Annotated in this window: 20 protein-coding genes; 6 read left to right on the top strand and 14 right to left on the bottom strand. The window is 50.9% G+C overall.

Annotation, left to right across the window (positions count from 1 at the left end; all coding sequences use genetic code 11):
* Window positions 1–18 precede the first annotated feature (18 nt).
* The 5 genes from BLP64_RS05000 to flgL are packed head-to-tail and all read left to right on the top strand — an operon-like array spanning window position 19 to window position 5,016.
* Entirely contained in the window at window positions 19–687 is a 669-nt protein-coding gene (locus BLP64_RS05000; RefSeq protein ID WP_092592380.1) for a flagellar basal body L-ring protein FlgH, read from the top strand.
* Between the two features lie 15 nt (window positions 688–702).
* On the top strand, window positions 703–1,815 hold the full coding sequence (locus tag BLP64_RS04995) for a flagellar basal body P-ring protein FlgI (RefSeq protein WP_092592378.1): 1,113 nt from the start codon (window positions 703–705) through the stop codon (window positions 1,813–1,815).
* The gene (locus tag BLP64_RS04990) at window positions 1,815–2,135 is read left to right on the top strand and encodes a rod-binding protein (RefSeq protein WP_092592376.1); all 321 of its coding nucleotides are present in this window, start codon (window positions 1,815–1,817) and stop codon (window positions 2,133–2,135) included. Before BLP64_RS04995 ends, BLP64_RS04990 begins: the two co-directional genes overlap by 1 nt.
* A 58-nt stretch (window positions 2,136–2,193) precedes the next feature.
* On the top strand, window positions 2,194–3,798 hold the full coding sequence (flgK, locus tag BLP64_RS04985) for a flagellar hook-associated protein FlgK (protein WP_092592374.1): 1,605 nt from the start codon (window positions 2,194–2,196) through the stop codon (window positions 3,796–3,798).
* 15 nt (window positions 3,799–3,813) lie between these two features.
* Window positions 3,814–5,016, top strand: a complete 1,203-nt coding sequence (gene flgL, locus BLP64_RS04980; protein WP_092592372.1) for a flagellar hook-associated protein FlgL — start codon at window positions 3,814–3,816, stop codon at window positions 5,014–5,016.
* 43 nt (window positions 5,017–5,059) lie between these two features.
* Here flgL and fliR read toward each other — a convergent pair whose 3' ends face one another.
* The 13 genes from fliR to fliF are packed head-to-tail and all read right to left on the bottom strand — an operon-like array spanning window position 5,060 to window position 15,706.
* Window positions 5,060–5,842, bottom strand: coding sequence for a flagellar biosynthetic protein FliR (fliR, locus tag BLP64_RS04975; RefSeq protein ID WP_092592370.1), 783 nt, complete (start codon window positions 5,840–5,842; stop codon window positions 5,060–5,062).
* A 7-nt stretch (window positions 5,843–5,849) separates the two neighbouring features.
* Complete coding sequence (gene fliQ / locus BLP64_RS04970; RefSeq protein ID WP_092592368.1) at window positions 5,850–6,119, bottom strand: flagellar biosynthesis protein FliQ; 270 nt, start codon at window positions 6,117–6,119, stop codon at window positions 5,850–5,852.
* Window positions 6,120–6,130: 11 nt separating this feature from the next.
* The gene (gene fliP / locus BLP64_RS04965; protein WP_092592366.1) at window positions 6,131–6,877 is read right to left on the bottom strand and encodes a flagellar type III secretion system pore protein FliP; all 747 of its coding nucleotides are present in this window, start codon (window positions 6,875–6,877) and stop codon (window positions 6,131–6,133) included.
* A complete protein-coding gene (fliO, locus tag BLP64_RS04960) occupies window positions 6,878–7,246 on the bottom strand; it encodes a flagellar biosynthetic protein FliO (protein WP_092592364.1) in 369 nt (122 codons plus the stop codon). It abuts the gene before it with no gap.
* Window positions 7,243–7,647, bottom strand: a complete 405-nt coding sequence (gene fliN, locus BLP64_RS04955) for a flagellar motor switch protein FliN (protein ID WP_233340111.1) — start codon at window positions 7,645–7,647, stop codon at window positions 7,243–7,245. The genes fliO and fliN overlap by 4 nt, the downstream gene beginning before the upstream one ends.
* Window positions 7,640–8,776 (bottom strand): flagellar motor switch protein FliM, encoded by a 1,137-nt coding sequence (fliM, locus tag BLP64_RS04950; RefSeq protein ID WP_092592362.1) that lies wholly within the window; start codon window positions 8,774–8,776, stop codon window positions 7,640–7,642. The genes fliN and fliM overlap by 8 nt, the downstream gene beginning before the upstream one ends.
* 21 nt (window positions 8,777–8,797) lie before the next feature.
* On the bottom strand, window positions 8,798–9,289 hold the full coding sequence (gene fliL / locus BLP64_RS04945) for a flagellar basal body-associated protein FliL (protein ID WP_092592360.1): 492 nt from the start codon (window positions 9,287–9,289) through the stop codon (window positions 8,798–8,800).
* Window positions 9,290–9,330: 41 nt separating this feature from the next.
* Complete coding sequence (locus BLP64_RS04940) at window positions 9,331–10,476, bottom strand: flagellar hook-length control protein FliK (protein WP_092592358.1); 1,146 nt, start codon at window positions 10,474–10,476, stop codon at window positions 9,331–9,333.
* Between the two features lie 8 nt (window positions 10,477–10,484).
* Window positions 10,485–10,931, bottom strand: a complete 447-nt coding sequence (gene fliJ / locus BLP64_RS04935; protein WP_092592356.1) for a flagellar export protein FliJ — start codon at window positions 10,929–10,931, stop codon at window positions 10,485–10,487.
* On the bottom strand, window positions 10,928–12,301 hold the full coding sequence (gene fliI / locus BLP64_RS04930) for a flagellar protein export ATPase FliI (RefSeq protein ID WP_092592354.1): 1,374 nt from the start codon (window positions 12,299–12,301) through the stop codon (window positions 10,928–10,930). Before fliI ends, fliJ begins: the two co-directional genes overlap by 4 nt.
* A complete protein-coding gene (locus BLP64_RS04925; protein WP_092592352.1) occupies window positions 12,294–13,016 on the bottom strand; it encodes a flagellar assembly protein FliH in 723 nt (240 codons plus the stop codon). Before BLP64_RS04925 ends, fliI begins: the two co-directional genes overlap by 8 nt.
* On the bottom strand, window positions 13,003–14,010 hold the full coding sequence (fliG, locus tag BLP64_RS04920) for a flagellar motor switch protein FliG (RefSeq protein WP_199286041.1): 1,008 nt from the start codon (window positions 14,008–14,010) through the stop codon (window positions 13,003–13,005). Before fliG ends, BLP64_RS04925 begins: the two co-directional genes overlap by 14 nt.
* 1 nt (window position 14,011) lies before the next feature.
* Window positions 14,012–15,706, bottom strand: coding sequence for a flagellar basal-body MS-ring/collar protein FliF (gene fliF / locus BLP64_RS04915; RefSeq protein ID WP_092592350.1), 1,695 nt, complete (start codon window positions 15,704–15,706; stop codon window positions 14,012–14,014).
* A 174-nt stretch (window positions 15,707–15,880) separates the two neighbouring features.
* Here fliF and fliE point away from each other — a divergent pair, with 174 nt between their 5' ends.
* The gene (gene fliE / locus BLP64_RS04910; RefSeq protein ID WP_092592348.1) at window positions 15,881–16,234 is read left to right on the top strand and encodes a flagellar hook-basal body complex protein FliE; all 354 of its coding nucleotides are present in this window, start codon (window positions 15,881–15,883) and stop codon (window positions 16,232–16,234) included.
* Here fliE and BLP64_RS04905 read toward each other — a convergent pair.
* Entirely contained in the window at window positions 16,231–16,578 is a 348-nt protein-coding gene (locus BLP64_RS04905; RefSeq protein WP_092592346.1) for a flagellar protein FlaG, read from the bottom strand. The genes fliE and BLP64_RS04905 overlap by 4 nt on opposite strands.
* Between the last annotated feature and the right edge of the window lie 48 nt (window positions 16,579–16,626).

Raw genomic sequence — 16,626 nt, 5'->3', positions numbered from 1 at the left:
TGCTTTAAGACAGGTGGAATGATGCGTCGATTGGGAATGGGACTGGCGGTATTCATGGTGGCAGTGGGTTGTAGTAGCTCGCCACCGCCCCCGGTGGTGGTCGAACCCTATGAACCTATAGATATACCGGATTATGCCGAGCAAGAGGCGAACGGCTCGATCTTTCAGGCTCAGCAAGGCTACATTCCGTTGTTTGAGGACCAGCGTCCTCGTCGGGTGGGCGATATCATTACCATCGTGTTGGAAGAACAAGTCAGTGCCCGCAAAAACTCGTCGTCACAATCCTCCCGCTCCAGCACCATTACGGTGGATTTAGAAGGGTTGCCTGATGCCCTTGAAAACATTGCGGAATATGGTTTTCAAGCCGGCGGTGGGAATGAATTTATGGGGTCGGGTGGTTCCAGCGCCTCGAACCAGTTCTCTGGCATTATCACGGTCCAAGTGGTGCAAGTGTATCCCAATGGCAACTTACGCGTGCGCGGCGAGAAGCAAATAGCGATTAATCAGGGCACTGAATACATCCGTTTCTCAGGCATTGTGAATCCACGGAATATCAATGGTCGCAATAGCGTCCTATCAACCGCTGTGGCAGAAGCGCGGTTGGAATATATTGGCGATGGCTACATCAACGAAGCACAGCGTCAGGGTTGGTTGCACCGTTTCTTTAACTTTATTGCGCCATTTTAAGTCACAGGTGTAAGCATGCAGCAAGTCATCAAAGTAGTTATCACCATCGTCCTATTGCAACTGGTCGCGCTGAGTACGCCTGCTCATGCAGAACGAATCAAAGATTTAGCGAATTTTGCCGGTGTACGTACCAATAGCCTGGTTGGCTATGGACTCGTGGTGGGCTTAGATGGCAGCGGTGACCAAACCATGCAAGCTCCTTTTACCGGCCAAAGCATGATGAACATGTTGGCCCAATTAGGGGTGAACGTGCCACCGGGCACCAACATGCAGTTACGGAACGTTGCAGCGGTGATGGTGACCGCCGAATTACCCCCATTTGCGCGACCCGGACAAACGTTGGATGTGGTGGTTTCCTCTATCGGCAACGCGCGTAGCTTGCGGGGCGGTACCTTATTGATGACACCGTTAAAAGGCGCGGACGGTCAAGTTTATGCGCTGGCGCAAGGGAACTTGCTCATTCACGGAGTGAGCGCCGAATCACAAGGGTCATCGGCGGCAATGAATCAGCAGGCAGGCGGGCGAATCACCAATGGTGCGACCGTCGAACGCGGTGTTGCCTTAGATTTAGGGCGCATGGGTAATGTGCTTGAGCTGAACTTAAAACAAGCAGATTTCACCACGGCATTGACCATGGTTGAGCGCATTAACGATGAATTTGGCTATGCCGTCGCGCAAGCGATGGATGGTGGCAGTATTCAGTTGCAAAGCCCAACCGATGCCAATGAACGGGTTCGGTTTATGGCACGTGTTGAAAACATTGAAGTAACGCCTGCGGCAGCAAATCCGAAAGTCGTGCTGAATTCACGAACCGGGTCGGTGGTGTTGAGCGGGCCGGTACGACTGCGGGAAGCAGCCGTTGCCCATGGCAATTTATCTGTGACCATTTCTCGGCGTCCCTTTGTGAGTCAACCGCCTGCCCTGAGTGGTGGTGAAACTGTGGTGGGTGAAACCAGCGACATTACCATTGCGCAAGAACAAGGCGCGCTGAAAATGGTAGAAGGTGTGGCGTTACTTGACGTGGTTGAAGCATTGAACTCACTGGGCGCAACACCGAACGATTTGATGGCAATTTTGCAAGCCTTACATGCCTCAGGTGCCTTGCGAGCTGAGTTGGAGATTATCTAATGAGCGATATCAAAACCACCATGGGAATGGCAATGGATGGGCGGTCTTTGCAGGCATTGAAAGTGCAAAGTCAGCGGGATCCTAATGCCGCAGCGGGTGAAGCAGCCCGTCAATTTGAAGCGCTGTTTCTGCAACAAATGCTGACCACCATGCGCGCCGCAGATGGAGAATCCACCTTATTTAAAAGCTCTGCAATGGATACGTACACGGCCATGTTGGATCAACAATTAGCGTCTGAAATGGCCGGCCGAGGCATTGGTTTAGCCGAGCAATTAACACAACAATTACAGCAATATACCACCCCAAAAAATAACGAATAACTCCTTAAGTTCTTGCGGGTGCGGCCGATAACCAAGGTATCAGTGTTAGGGAGCAGATATGAGTATTTTTTCCATTGGTTTAAGCGGGTTACGTGCAGCACAGTCGGGGTTATATACCACCAGCGGCAACATTAGTAACGTCAATACGCCGGGATACAATCGTGAACTGTTACAGCTGGGCGAAAGTCGCAGCAGCGGCGTGTCGGTATTGGGCTCGCAGCGGCAGTTCAATCAGTTTGTTGCAACTCGCCTGAATGCTGCTAGCGGTTCACTCGCTTCATTAGAAACCTATCATAACCAAGTGCGTCAAATTGATAATTTGCTCTCCGATGAACGCTCTGGTTTAGCGCCGGTCATGCAAAACTTTTTTAGTGCGTTGGGGCAAATGAATAGCCACCCAGCTGACCCGGCCGCCCGTGCGGGTGTACTTGGAACAGCGAGCACTTTAGTGAGTCAATACAAAGCGTTTGACAGTTATCTGGAAGACATTGAGCGTAGCGTTAACAACGAAATTAGTTTTGAAGTTAACAGCATCAATGCACTCACCGAACAAATCGCAACCCTGAATCGCGAAATTTTAGTTGCGCGTACTGGTACCGGTGAAGCTCCTAATAGTCTTTTAAACCAGCGCGATCAATTGGTGCACGAACTATCACAAAAACTCGATGTGCGCGTGCATGAACAAAAAACTGGCTCTTATACCATTTCATTAAGTAACGGCTCACCGCTGGTTGCAGGTGATTCGTTTTATACCTTAGAAGCCAAAGCGGACGAAAACGATCCAACCCGTACCGCTGTGTTTTATAACGATGTAAGTGGACACCAACGGCAGTTAGCAGACTCTGTCTTTAATCGCGGTTCCTTAGGTGGCTTACTAGAATTCCGCAGTAAGAGTCTCGATACCATCCGCAACCAAGTGGGACAAATGGTGGTGGTCTTTGCCGATGCATTTAACCAGCAACATCAACAAGGGGTTGATTTAAATCAGCAGCCCGGCGGTCAAATGTTTGCGACCGGTAAGCCTGTGGCATATAGCCATGCACGCAACAGCGGGAATGCCGTTGCGACGGTGGAAATTGTGAACAGCTCTGCGTTAAGCGCGGCCGACTATGATGTACGCTTAACCGATACAGGCTACCTTGTTACGCGGGTTGATAATGGCAAAGAAGTGACTGCCGCGTTTGACGCAGCAACCAACACCCTAAGCTTTAATGGTGTTGACGTCACACTTAACGGCAATGCTGAAGTCGGTGATAGTTTCCGTATTCGGCCATTGGCGCATCAAACGCAAAGCTTTGAGTTGCTATTAAGTGACGGGTCAGAAATTGCTGCGGCACAGTCTACTGCTTCGGGTGATAACCGAAATGGGTTGGCCATGTTGAACTTACAAAATGAGCTGTTGGTTGAAGGCAGTGGTACCTTTAGCCAAGCATACGGCACCATGATCAGCACCCTGGGCAACCAGATTAACGTGGTGCAAGCAAACTTGGCGGCGCAACAAGGGCTGACAGAACAATTACATATGCTGCAGCAGGCCGAATCTGGGGTGAACCTGGATGAAGAAGCCGCGAATTTAATCCGCTATCAGCAGTATTACATGGCGAACGCGAAAGTGATTGAAACGGCGACCACCATTCTCGACACTATTTTGCAATTGCGGTAAGCGACGGAGTGAATCATGCGTATTAGTACCTTAGCTATTTATAATCAAAATATTTCGTCGATGAACCGTCAACAAACGGAATTCATGAAAATCAGCCAGCAAATTGCGAGCGGTAAGCGGATTGTGAATATTTCCGATGATCCGCAAGCCATGACGCAGGCCATCAACATTGGTCAGTCGAAATCCGTCACCGGTCAGTTCAGTGAGGCGCGGGTTGGTGTTCGCAATGCGCTGTCACAAGAAGAAAGCGTGTTGAATAACGTGGCTGACATGTATTCACGCGCGAAAACCCTGCTGGTGCAAGCTTCCAGCGATACCTTATCGGATGCGGATAAAACAGCGGTTGCTAGTGAACTGCGCGGTATTTATGAAGCCTTGATTGGTTTGGGCAATACGCGGGATGGCAACGGACGTTACCTGTTCGGTGGTCATCAAGATGATAGCGCCCCTTTTGTGCGCGATCCGTCAGCTGGTGTCGTGAATTATGTTGGCAACCTGAATGTGCGTGAACAACAGGTGGATGGTGCTCGCTTAATGCCGGTCGGACACAGTGGCGACCAAATTTTCCGTAGTGTACATAGCAGCGCGCCGTACCGGGCAGAAGTGGCCATGGATAACCAAGGCTCGCTAACTTACAAAGGCATTACGATTACCGATTCCTCGGCTGCTACCTTCGGTCAAGCGTTTGATATCGAATTTGGTGAGGATGCGAGCGGGCAACTGCAATATCGCGTCAACGGTGGCGCTTGGAATGATTACAATGATCCCACAGTGGTTGAATTGGGTGGTGTTGCCATTGAATTAGAAGGCACGCCAGTGGCTGGTGACTCGTTACGTTTAGCGCGCGGCAACGACAACAACACGGATATTTTCGTCGCCTTTGAGAAAGCCTTGGCGGTGTTAGAAAATCCTGCTGATACCGCGTCGAAGCAAGCGACCCAACGCAACACCTTACGTACTGTGATGAATGAGCTGGATAACGGCTTGGACAACGTTTTGACGGTGCGGGCTGAAGTGGGTGCGCGCCTCAACGAGTTGGATGCACTGGATGCGATTGGTGGCAATCGTCAATTGGCTTATGAGCAAGCCTACTCCGATCTGGTTGACTTGGACTACATTGAAGCGGCGGCACAATACAGTATCCGCATGGTGGGGTTACAAGCAGCGCAACAAGCCTTTGTTGATATGAAAGGGATGAGCTTGTTCAACTTCTTATAAAACCCGGAGGTGTTGCAGGCCACTGACGCTAACGTACGCGACGTTAGAGCGCCTGCAACACTTGCTCCACCATATTTAACCCCACCCGAAACAAACGCTGTAAATACCCACCTAATTCTGTCGTTAATACCATTAACAATACTAATCCCAACGTTAAAGACATTGGGAAACCAACTGAAAATACCGTTAATTGGGGTGCCGATCGGTTTAGAATCCCTAAGGTTAGGTTCACAATCAGTAGCGCGCCAAATACCGGCAAGGCTAACAAAATTCCGGCGCTAAAGACCACGGTGCCAAACCGCGCGACGTGTTCAAACGCCCCTGCATTCATGCCTAAGGTGCCAATGGGCAAGAGCTCAAAGGATCGCACCAAGACTTCCAGCATCAGTAAATGACCATCAATGGCGGCAAACATTAAGATGGCAAAGGCATAAAACACCCGCGATAAAATCATCGTATTGGCGCCGCTATCGGGGGAAAAGAAGGTCGCGAAGGCTAATCCCATTTGCAGGCCAATATACTCACCAGCGGCTTGTACGGCGGCAAATATCACTTGCATGATTAAGCCAATGGTCACCCCAATCAGCAGTTGCTCCACGATAATGCCGACACTGGCCCAAGAAAATAACGGCACCGCTGGTAAAGTGCCACTAATGAGCGGGCTGACCACCACGGTCACAACCAAGGCCACCCCCAACTTGATGGGGTTGGGAACGCTGGAATGGCTGAGCATGGGGGCAATCAGGAATAACCCGCTAAAGCGGCAAAAGGGCCATAGAAATAAACTGATCCATTCTTGCAGTTGGGCGAACGTGACCGAAATCATATGCGCCTCACTGAATCATGACGGGAATATTCGTGAATAGACGCGTGGTAAAGTCAATCAGAAGCTGCAGTAAATAGGGGCCAATCAGCACCAGCATGGCAAGCACCCCAAGAATTTTGGGAATAAAACTCAGGGTCATTTCGTTAATTTGGGTGGCTGCCTGAAACAAGCTAATGAGTAACCCCAATAACAGCGCGGTGAGCAATAACGGGCCGGCCAGATAAAGACATAGCTTCATGCCTTGGTAGGCGATGGTCATTACTTGTTCAGGAGTCATGGTGGCAGCTCCTACACGTAAAAGCTAGCGGCCAAGGAGCCGATCAGCAATTGCCAGCCATCGACCAACACAAACAACATTAATTTAAATGGCAGTGAAATGGTGGCTGGTGGCACCATCATCATCCCCAACGCCATCAACACACTGGCAACGACCAAGTCGATAATTAAGAAGGGAATAAAGATGGTAAACCCAATTTGGAACGCGGTTTTCAGTTCACTGGTTACAAATGATGGTACTAATACGTGAAACGGCACATCCTGAGGGCTTTGCAAGGGGCCAACGTTGGCTAAATTGGCAAATAACGCCAAATCAGGCTCACGGGTTTGCGCCAACATAAACTCACGCATTGGGCCGGAAGCAAGCTCTAAAAACTGCGGGAATGAAATGGCATCTTCACTAAACGGAACCCACGCGATGTCGTACACCTGATTGAAAACCGGTGACATAATAAAAAACGTAAGGAATAACGCGAGGCCAAGCAATACTTGGTTGGGCGGTGCCGATTGGGTTCCCATGGCAGTCCGCAATAGCCCAAACACCACAATTAAGCGCACAAAGCAGGTCATCATAAGCAACACTGCTGGCAAGAAGGTGAGGCTGGTTAAAAATAACAAGGTTTGTAGCGACAGGGACCATTGCTGCCCACCATCCGGCGTGGGTTGGGTGATGACGCCAGGAATGGATTGCGCCAGCGCCTCACCCGGAACGATGAGTGCTAATAGGGCAATGAAACTTAACCATAACCCGTATCGCATTTAGCGTTTCTCTCTTGGCTTGGAATGTTGTTTTAAAGCGTGTTGAAACCGTGCGGCAAAATTCTGTGCAAGGGGTTCAGGAATCTCTTGGGCTGGCATTTCATGCAGTTTAGTCACTTGTCCAGCGGCTACACCGAGTACTAACCAGGTATCACCGACAGCAACAATCACCACACGTTCACGTTGCCCCACAGCAATGCTGCCGACCACGTTCAGTTGTTTCGAGGTGCCTGTGTGAACACCGCCGAGGCGTCGAAAGACCCAAGCACAGGCCAAGATCAAGGCAATAATCAGCACTAAGATCATGGCGACTTGCCCAACCAGGGCAAGTCCAGAGTCTACTTCAACGACGGCGGTAGAAGTGTTCATCGATTTAACTTTTGGACCCGTTCTGAAGGGGTGACAATTTCGGTAATACGGATGCCATATTTATCATCCAATACCACCACCTCACCTTGGGCGATTAAATAACCATTGATCAGAATATCCATGGGTTCACCCGCTAAGCCATCCAGCTCAACCACGGACCCTTGCGCCAGTTCTAGTAACTGTTTAATGGTGATGCGTGTGCGCCCCAGCTCAACGCTGAGTTTCACCGGAATATCCATGATGATATCCAGCTCATTCATTGAGCTTTTATCAACGGCCCCATCCAGCGGTTTAAACACGCTGTCCGCTGAACTTTCAGCGGTAGGGGTTGATTCTTCCTCTAGCGCATCTGCCCATGGATCTTGGTCATGTTCTGGATTGAGGGGTTCATTATTACTCATCATCAGACTCCTTTGCCCGCATTGGGGAAAATACACCATCTTTGGGATTGCGCAAAACCGATTGTGAGAAGCGATGGTTTTCGAGCAATCGCTTCACTTTTAATGCTCGATTTTGATTAAAACTGCCGTATTCACATTCCATGATAGGAAGGGAATTCACCGACGCTTTCACGGTGGTCGGTAACTCTATAGGCAATACATCACCAGGTTTCAGCGACATGACTTGTGGAATTCGCATGGGAATTTCTACAAAGTCGGCCACCAGCTCTACCGATGATGCTTGTAACTCGTGGCTGATACGCTCACGCCAGATTTTATCACTACTGCTACCAGCATCGGCTCGTAAGTTGGTGAGTTTGTCACGCAACGGCTCAACCATGCTATACGGCATGCAGATTTTGAAGTTACTTTCTAAATGCCCCACTTCTAAATGAAAGGTAGTGGTGACCACAATTTCACTGGGGGAGCTGGTAATGGCCGCAAATTTCGGCTGCATTTCAGAGCGCACATAGGTAATTTCTAACGGGTGCACCGAGCGCCATGACTCTTGATACGCATCAATGGCTAAGTTTAGCACGCGATTGATGATCCGTTGTTCCGTTCCGGTGAATTCCCGCGCCTCATTTCGTGTCATAAAACGCCCATCACCGCCAAATAGGTTCTCGACAATCATTGACACCATGGCATGAGGGAACACCATTAACGCGCTGCCGCGTAATGGTTTCATGGCAATGATGTTGAGGTTGATTGGGCTTGGCGTGGAATCCGCAAAATCACTAAAGCGCTGATAACGCATGGACTCAACAGAAATATCAGCGTTGCGCCGCAACAGGTTGAACAAGTTCATTCGAAACTGTCGGGCAAAGCGCTCGTTAATAATTTCAAGAGTATGCAGACGCTCCCGCACAATCCGTACTTGTGAGCCCGGATCAAATAACGTTTGCTTGCTTTTAGTGCGGCCTTTGGGGCGCACAAACTCAACATCAGCACCGCTACTAGATACCGTCTGGCCAGCCGCTGACGTTGACGGCGTCGCCATCACTGACTCTGCAGCCAAGTTCTCTTCTTCTACCATGCCCGCAAGAAGGGTATCGAGCTCTTCTTGTGACAGTTGGGGTCCGTTACTCATAACATCTCTAATGGTGGTGGCTTATTGCACAATAAATTCAGTGAACAAGACGTCATTAATGGCTACTTCGGCATTCCCGCTGTACGGTTCTGTCAAAGTCTCCATAATGCTTTGTGCCAGCATCCGTTTGCCTTCAGATTGGGTAATGCGTTCGGCGTTTTGGCCCGATAACAACACCAATAAGCGGTTGCGTACCTGTGGCATGTTTTTGACCAAGGTTGCTTTCACTTTTTCACTGGGAACTTCTAAGGTTAACCCAGCATACAGAAGGCGCGGGCCAAACTGATCACTTTGCAGGTTCACCGTGAAAGGTGAAATGGTCACAAACACCGGGTCGACCGGCTCTGGCGCTTTCACCTGAACACCACCCGCTGCCATGGTCGTCATATTACGGGTATCCCACAGTAAGTAAGTGTTCACACCCACCAAGATCACTAACACCCATAACACCAGTGTTAAGAGGGTTGATACTTTCGCAACAGGAACTGCTTGTGTATCTTTTTTACGCGCCATAATTGATCATATCTCCATGTATAAAGGTTGACCCTTGCCGCTTAAGCGTAGGTGTCAACTTGGCCATTCATTGGACGGCTTGCAGGCGTAGCGATTGAAGCCCTATCAATATTTTCGGCCGAAATTGAGTTTTCTACAGGGTGCGTTGGTTGATTCTGTTGTTGTCCCTGCTGTTGTTGGTGGTGTTGAGCAAAGTGTTCCCCATGATCGGCCACATTAGCATCATCCAATTGAATGCCTTGGTTTGCTAATGCATCGCGCAGCAACGGCATGGCTTGTTCAACAGCACCCCGAACTTGGTGGCTGTGAGTGAATACCATTAATTGGGCCTGCTGGTCTTCTACCCGTAGTTGAATCTGCAACGGGCCGAGTTCCGCGGGGTGCAAACGCAAGGTCATTTCTTGCTGGTTGCGCATCACCATGGTCACCATGTTTTGTTGCAGCTGGCCTGCCCACGCGCTGCTTGTTAGGGGCGCTGACAAGGACGACGTCGCGGGACTGGTGACCGGGCTGGGCACCATCACAATCTGGCTGTGAAGGTGGCTTGGCATGGGCCGCGGCGCATCTGCCAGTAGCTGAGGTGCCGTGGTGGTTGTGGCTTCAACTTGCGGCATGACGGGGGTTACCGGCGCGGACACTGCCGCTGCGGCACGACCGCGGTGCTCGTTCTGATGTTCACTCGCTAAAACGGCACCATGCGGCTGGTCTGCCAAGTGCTCTGCAGGTGCATTTGAAGCTGTCATTGCATTCGCCAAGGTCGCAGCAGGTGCGAGGTTCCCATTGGCTGCTGCTGCAGCCGTGTCGGCAGTGATAACCGGCGTCGCAACTTGAACCACCGGCGCCACAATAGGCTGTGGATCAATGATTTCTTCTGCAGGACCACGCCCTAGCTCGATCATTTCAGGTTGCGGCAAGGGGTCATGTGGCGTGCCTTGTTCCAATTGGGGCAGTAATAACGCCAGTAAGTCTTCCAATTGCTCGGGGCTGAGTTGTTCCAGCTCTGCCGTTTCATCAAACTCAGCCACTAGTTCTGGTAACTTTATCAGTGCATTGGGTTGCTGAGCCTGTAAGGCAGCGAATAATGCTGCAAACTCACCCTGCGGCGCGGTGTTGGCCGCCTGCGGATAGACATCAGCGCCGGCGGCTTGGGTCGATGCGGTTAGGTTTAAGGCTTTCATCAAATCCATGGGTCACCTCATTGTGATGCGCGATTGCGCAAGTACATGGCGATGGAAAGCTCGTCATTAAGCTTCTGTTCGCGTTGATTCATTTGATGCAAGGCCGCTTGGTGCTGGCGCTCTTGCAGCGTCTCATAGGATGCCAAGGTGCGCTGTTGCTGCAGCCAATGTTGCTGTTGCTGATCCACTTTTTGCTGTTGCGTGGTTAAGGCTTGTTCGGCGCGTTGAATCGCTGCATCGAGACTGGCCAAAAAGCGCTGGTAATTTTGCAACAAATGCCCAGCCAGCCCTTGTTGTAACTGCGCTTGCAATTGCACCACATAATCTTGCCGGTAATGCTGCAGCGTCGCAAGTTGCTGGGCAATTTTTTGTTTGTTATGGCGCTCTTCTGCCAATAGCCGTGCCGCTTCAGTACGAGCTTTTTCAGCTTGTTCGGTTAAATGTTCTAAGACGACAGGATTCATGCACTACCTCCTACCAACTCAGTCAGGCGCTGTTGGGCCATGGCGATGGTGGCTTGCTCCTGCATGCCTTGTTGCAAGTAGGCTTCCACCTGTGGATATTTCTGCACGGCTTGGTCCAACAGTGGATCATGGCCGGGGCTGTATGCTCCCACACTGATTAAGTCACGGTTGCGCTGATACACTGAGAATAACTTTTTCAGACGTTGGGCCTGTTGTTGATGTCCTAAACTGGTCACCGCTGGCATCACGCGGCTAATGGATGCTTCCACATCAATAGCGGGGTAGTGTCCGCTTTCTGCCAACTGGCGTGACAACACAATATGCCCATCCAGAATAGCGCGGGTGGCATCAGCAATAGGGTCTTGCTGATCGTCACCTTCGGTTAACACCGTATAAAAAGCGGTAATGGAACCACCACCGCGCACACCGTTCCCAGTTCGTTCAACTAAGGCTGGAATTTTGGCAAATACACTTGGCGGATAGCCCTTGGTGGCCGGTGGTTCGCCAATGGCTAACGCAATTTCTCGTTGCGCCATAGCATACCGCGTGAGCGAATCCATAATCAGCAACACGTGGCGGCCGCGATCACGAAAATCTTCGGCGAGACGTGTGGCATAGGCCGCCCCTTGCAACCGTTGTAAGGGGGAAGCATCCGCTGGCGCGGCAACCACAACGGCACGAGCCATGCCTTCAGCACCTAAAATGCTATCAATAAATTCTTGAACTTCACGGCCCCGTTCACCAATCAACCCCACCACAATGACATCGGCTTGGGTGAAGCGAGCCATCATGCCTAACAGAACCGACTTCCCGACGCCGGAGCCGGCAAACAACCCCATCCGCTGGCCGCGACCCACGCTCAGCAGGCCATTGATAGCACGAATGCCCACATCAATGGGTGTATCAATGGGGGCGCGCTGCATGGGATTAATGGTGCGCCCTGCTAACGAACCATAATCGACCGTGTGAGGTAACGGCAAATGATCCAACGGCCGCCCGCTGCCATCCAGCACGCGCCCTAATAAGGCATCCCCCAGAGGGAAACGACGGCTACTGTGCAGGCCATCTCCCAGCGGTAAAACTTGTGCTCCAGGCACTAACCCATGCACGGTTTCTAATGGCATGAGATAAGTCACATCGCCGGCAAAGCCTACTACTTCGGCTTCTACGTGCTCAGCAACTTGGCTCACCACTTGAATGGCGCAGCTGGCACCGACCGGTAAGCGTAATCCAACGGCCTCTAACACCATGCCCGTGGCACGCACCAAACGACCGCTGCGTTGCCAAGTTGGCAAGCCGTGCAGGCGTTGGGTAACCTGTTGCAGTGATTGTTGCCACTGGTGCACGAGGTGTTGGGTTGGATCAGCCATGGTGCCCTCGTACGTGATGGACGATACGTTGCCAACGGTTGGCAATGGTGGCGTCAATATCACCCGATGTGCTGGTTACTTTACAACCGCCGGCCTCAATACTGGCATCTGCCCGCCAATGCCAACCTAAAGTGGTCAATTCATTGGCTAAATGGGCCTCGACTAATTCGGCATCACTTGGATGCAATAAGAGCGTTGGTTTTTCTGATAGCAACGGGTCTTCCGTAATAATGGCGCGAATAAGGTCTATGATATGTTCTGGGTTTGCCGCTAATGCCTCACCCGCCAATTGACGCCCCACGGTTAAAGCTAACTGGGTTAAGCTTTCGCTGAGATGCTCGGCAAGCCCAGCAAGTGCGGCATCGGTGTGCCCCACCAGTTGTTGGAGCGTGGCTAAGGTTTGTTGAACTTGTTGGGTATATTCTTGCAGCCCTTGTTCGTAGCCGGCTTGCTTCCCTTGTTCCAGCCCCTCTTGATAGCCGGCGGCCTGGCCTTCAGCAAACCCTTCGTCGTAGCCCTGTTGATGCGCTAGCTGGCGTTGTTGTGCCAGTTCTTCTTGCTGGCGCTGGTGCTCATCGACCACCGGTGCCACGGGACGCTTGGCCCGCTTCACCTGTCCTAACGGCGCCAAATCCCAGCTTTGCCAATCACCGTTGGCAGCCAGTTGGGTTTCTGGGCGCTCTTCAAGCGCTTGAAAAGGCTTAAATGAAGGCATCGTCACCACTACTTAACACAATGTCACCGTTATCAGCTAAGCGGCGAACAATTTGCAGGATTGCTTTCTGCTCAGTTTCAACTTGCGAAACACGCACTGGACCACGGGTTTCCATTTCTTCGCGAATTAACTGGGCAGCACGTTGCGACATATTGCTCAAGAACTTGTCGACCAAATCGTCGGCTGCGCCCTTGAGCGCCACCACCAGCGAAGAGGTTTCAATTTGACGCAGCAAGATTTGAATACTGCGGTCGTCCAAGTCCAATAGGTTTTCGAACAAGAACATTTCGTCGATAATTTTTTGTGCCAGTTCGTCGTTGTACGCACGAATATTTTCCAGTGCGGTATCTTCTTGGCCAGCACTGAGTAAGTTAAGAATTTCAGCAGCAGTGCGAACACCGCCCATTTTACTGCGCTTGAGCGACTGACCATCCAGCATGCCGCCAAGTACTTCAGTAAGTTCTTGCAAGGCCGCCGGTTGCACCCCGGTAAAGGTTGCCACCCGGAGCACTACATCGTTGCGCAGGCGTTCGTCAAAGAGTTCTAATACCCCTGCGGCTTGGGCTCGATCTAAGTGAATTAAGATAGTGGCAATAATTTGCGGATGTTCATCTTTGATCATCTCGGCCACTTCAGGAATATCCATCATGTTCAGAGCTTCAATGCCAATGCCCCCGACTTTTTGCTCTAACACATCTTCGATCAGCGTATTTGCGCGGTCTGAGCCAAGTGCTTTAGTAAGCACTGAGCGGACATAGTCATCGTATTTATCAAGAGCAGGCGTGTCGGCGAGATCTTGGTGGAACAACTCCAAGGCGGCCTTGATATCGGTGTGTGAAATATCAGTCAGCCGTGTCATCTCTTTGCTGATTTTCTGGATTTGCGTTGGGGTGAAGTGCTTGAACACCTCAGCGGCGGCCTCTTCTTCCAACACTAACAGTAGTAATGCAGCCCGGCGTAAACCAGACATTGGTTTGGCGGTTCTGTCCATCATGTTAGAGTTGTTCCTCTTCGTTCATCCAGTTTTGTAGGATTCGCGCCACCTGACGCGGGTTATTCTTGGCGATATCTTTGGCTTTTGCTAAAGCTTGGGTGTAGCTCTTATTGTTATGCTGTTGTGGCCAATGGAATGAGCTTTCAGTATTGGGTCCATAGTCATCGTAATCTGAACTGTAGCCGCCGGTGTCATTGTCATCATCACCCACGACAGCGCGCAAGTTACCTTGGTTGTTGGCCAATGCTGCTTCGGCTTCAATTTCTTTCAACTCAAAATAGCGCTGTAAGAAGGGGCGAACTAAGACCAAATACAACACAATGATTGCAATCAGCACCAATACATAACGCATCACATTTTGGGTCATATCGAGTACCGCAGGGGTTTGATACCACTGCAGTTCTTTAACATCGTCCACCTCTTGAATAAAGAGGCTGTTCACCACCTCAAGTTCATCGCCGCGCTGCTCTGAAAAGCCCATGGCTTGGCGAACCAAACGTTGAATGTATTGCAATTCTTCTTCGCTGCGCGGCACTAATTCAACGTCGCCGTCTTCATTGATGGCGGTGCGATGATTCACTACAACGGCGACAGACAAGCGCTGTAGCTCCCCGCGCTGTTGGTCCACATGCTCAATCAGGCGGTCGACTTCGTAGTTCACCACTTGGTCTTGTTGCAGCGCGTGAGAACGGTTTGAAGGCGTGTTGTCAGCTTCTTCGTCGGCTTCAACAATCTCGATGGGCGAAGCGGCAATCCCAGGCGGGGTATTGCTTAACGCGCCGGGAATACCCATCGGACCATCCCCACTCCCTTGCAAAGACATGTTGCGCTGAATGCTACGAACCGCTGCGGTATCAGGGGTTTGGTTGGGGGTGTAGCGCTCAGCAGTGGCTTCACGCTTGGAGAAGTCAATTTGTGCCACCACTTGGGCGTTGATGTTTTGGCGACCTAAAATAGGTGCAAGAATATTCTCAATCCGCTGTTGGAATGAACGCTCTACTTGTTGGATGTATTCCAGTTTGGTGCTGCTGAGTTGATTGTCACGATCATTATTGGAGAGCAGGGCGCCGTGTTGGTCGACCACCGTAACTTGCTCGGGAGCCAGCTCAGGAACGCTGCTAGACACCATATGAACAATGGCTTGCACTTGGCCTTCCCCAAGAGAACGACCCGGGTGCAAGGTTAACACTACCGAGGCTTTTGCAGGTTCGCGTTCGCGCACAAATACGGAGGGTTTAGCCATGGCTAAATGCACGCGGGCGCGCTGTACCGGCCCGAGTGATTCCATCGAGCTGGCAAGCTCGCCTTCAAGGGCCCGTTGGAAGTTCACCTGCTCGGCAAATTGACTGATCCCGAACGCTTGATTGTCCATCAAGGTAAAACCGACGTTGCCGCCGTTAGGCAAGCCCTGCTCAGCCATTTGCAAACGCAGCTTATGGACTTGGTTGCTCGGAACTAAAATGGTGCCCGCTCCATTGAGTTGATACTTGATTTGCCGGGCTTCCAGTTCATTCACAATTCGGCCGCCGTCCGCTTCGCTTAAGTTACTGTATAATACGCGGTATTCAGGGGCACTGGCCCACAAAATCAAAGCAATTACCAAGCCGACGAAGGTAGCACCGCCCAGCAGTAATGGCACTAAGCCTTGCTGTTTCAGTTTATCCAGCCACGGTGTTTGCGTTTGCGTTGCTTCCATTGGGTCTCTCAGATGGTCGTGCAAAAGGGTTTTATCTATTGCACATTATGCGGACGCAGTCGCAAGTCAAAGGCAAAATAAGCGCACATTTTTATGCCCTATTATGCGCTTCAGCATAGTCAGCCAGTGGTAAATTAGGCCACAGTCAAAAAGTTTGTTTATTGAGGTTTCAGCATGAGTGTGCCAGCCATTCAAACTGCACTGCAACAAATGCAAGCGTTAAAATCTGAAGTTACGACACCTCGGTTAGCGGTTGATTTAAATGTGCAACCTGGCGCGGTGACAGCCAATCAATCAGCCGCGCCTGGTAGTTTTGCGGGGGAGTTAAAGAACTCCATTCAGCGCATTAATCAGTTGCAGCAAACAGCACAAACAAATACGCAGCGCTTCCAGCTGGGGGATCCGTCCGTGTCACTGAATCAGGTGATGGTGGACAAGCAAAAAGCCGCGCTGGCCTTTGAAATGGGCGTGCAAGTCCGTAATAAGCTGGTTAGCGCTTACAAAGAGATTATGAATATGCAGGTTTAAGCCTGCTCTCGCACCAATAAGCCTGATACTTCATGTAAATGAGCGGCAATTCGCAATACTTCTTCTGACGGAATTTGGCGGATAAGTTCGCCGGATTCCTGATTCACTACTTTGATCACTATTTTGCCGTGGTCGTCGCTCATTTCAAAATGAATGCCATAGTTATTCATGACCTCATTCACTTGCTGCAAAGGTTTGACTAGGTCATCCCGTTTCAGCTCTTTTTGCGCTTCACTTTGCCGAACTGCAGGCAGTTGTTGTAAAACCCGATCAAGACGTTGTTGTTCGGCCGCCGCCGTTGCTGCCGGCCAATTGGTACTGGACTCTTTAATTGGTGTTGCCATAGCGAGTACTCCCTTGAATGAATGCCCACGATTCCTAAGGGCATTATC

The organism is Pseudidiomarina indica, assembly GCF_900104245.1.
In the GTDB taxonomy this organism is placed as follows: Bacteria; Pseudomonadota; Gammaproteobacteria; order Enterobacterales; family Alteromonadaceae; genus Pseudidiomarina; species Pseudidiomarina indica.
This window is presented reverse-complemented; position numbering and strand designations above follow the sequence as displayed.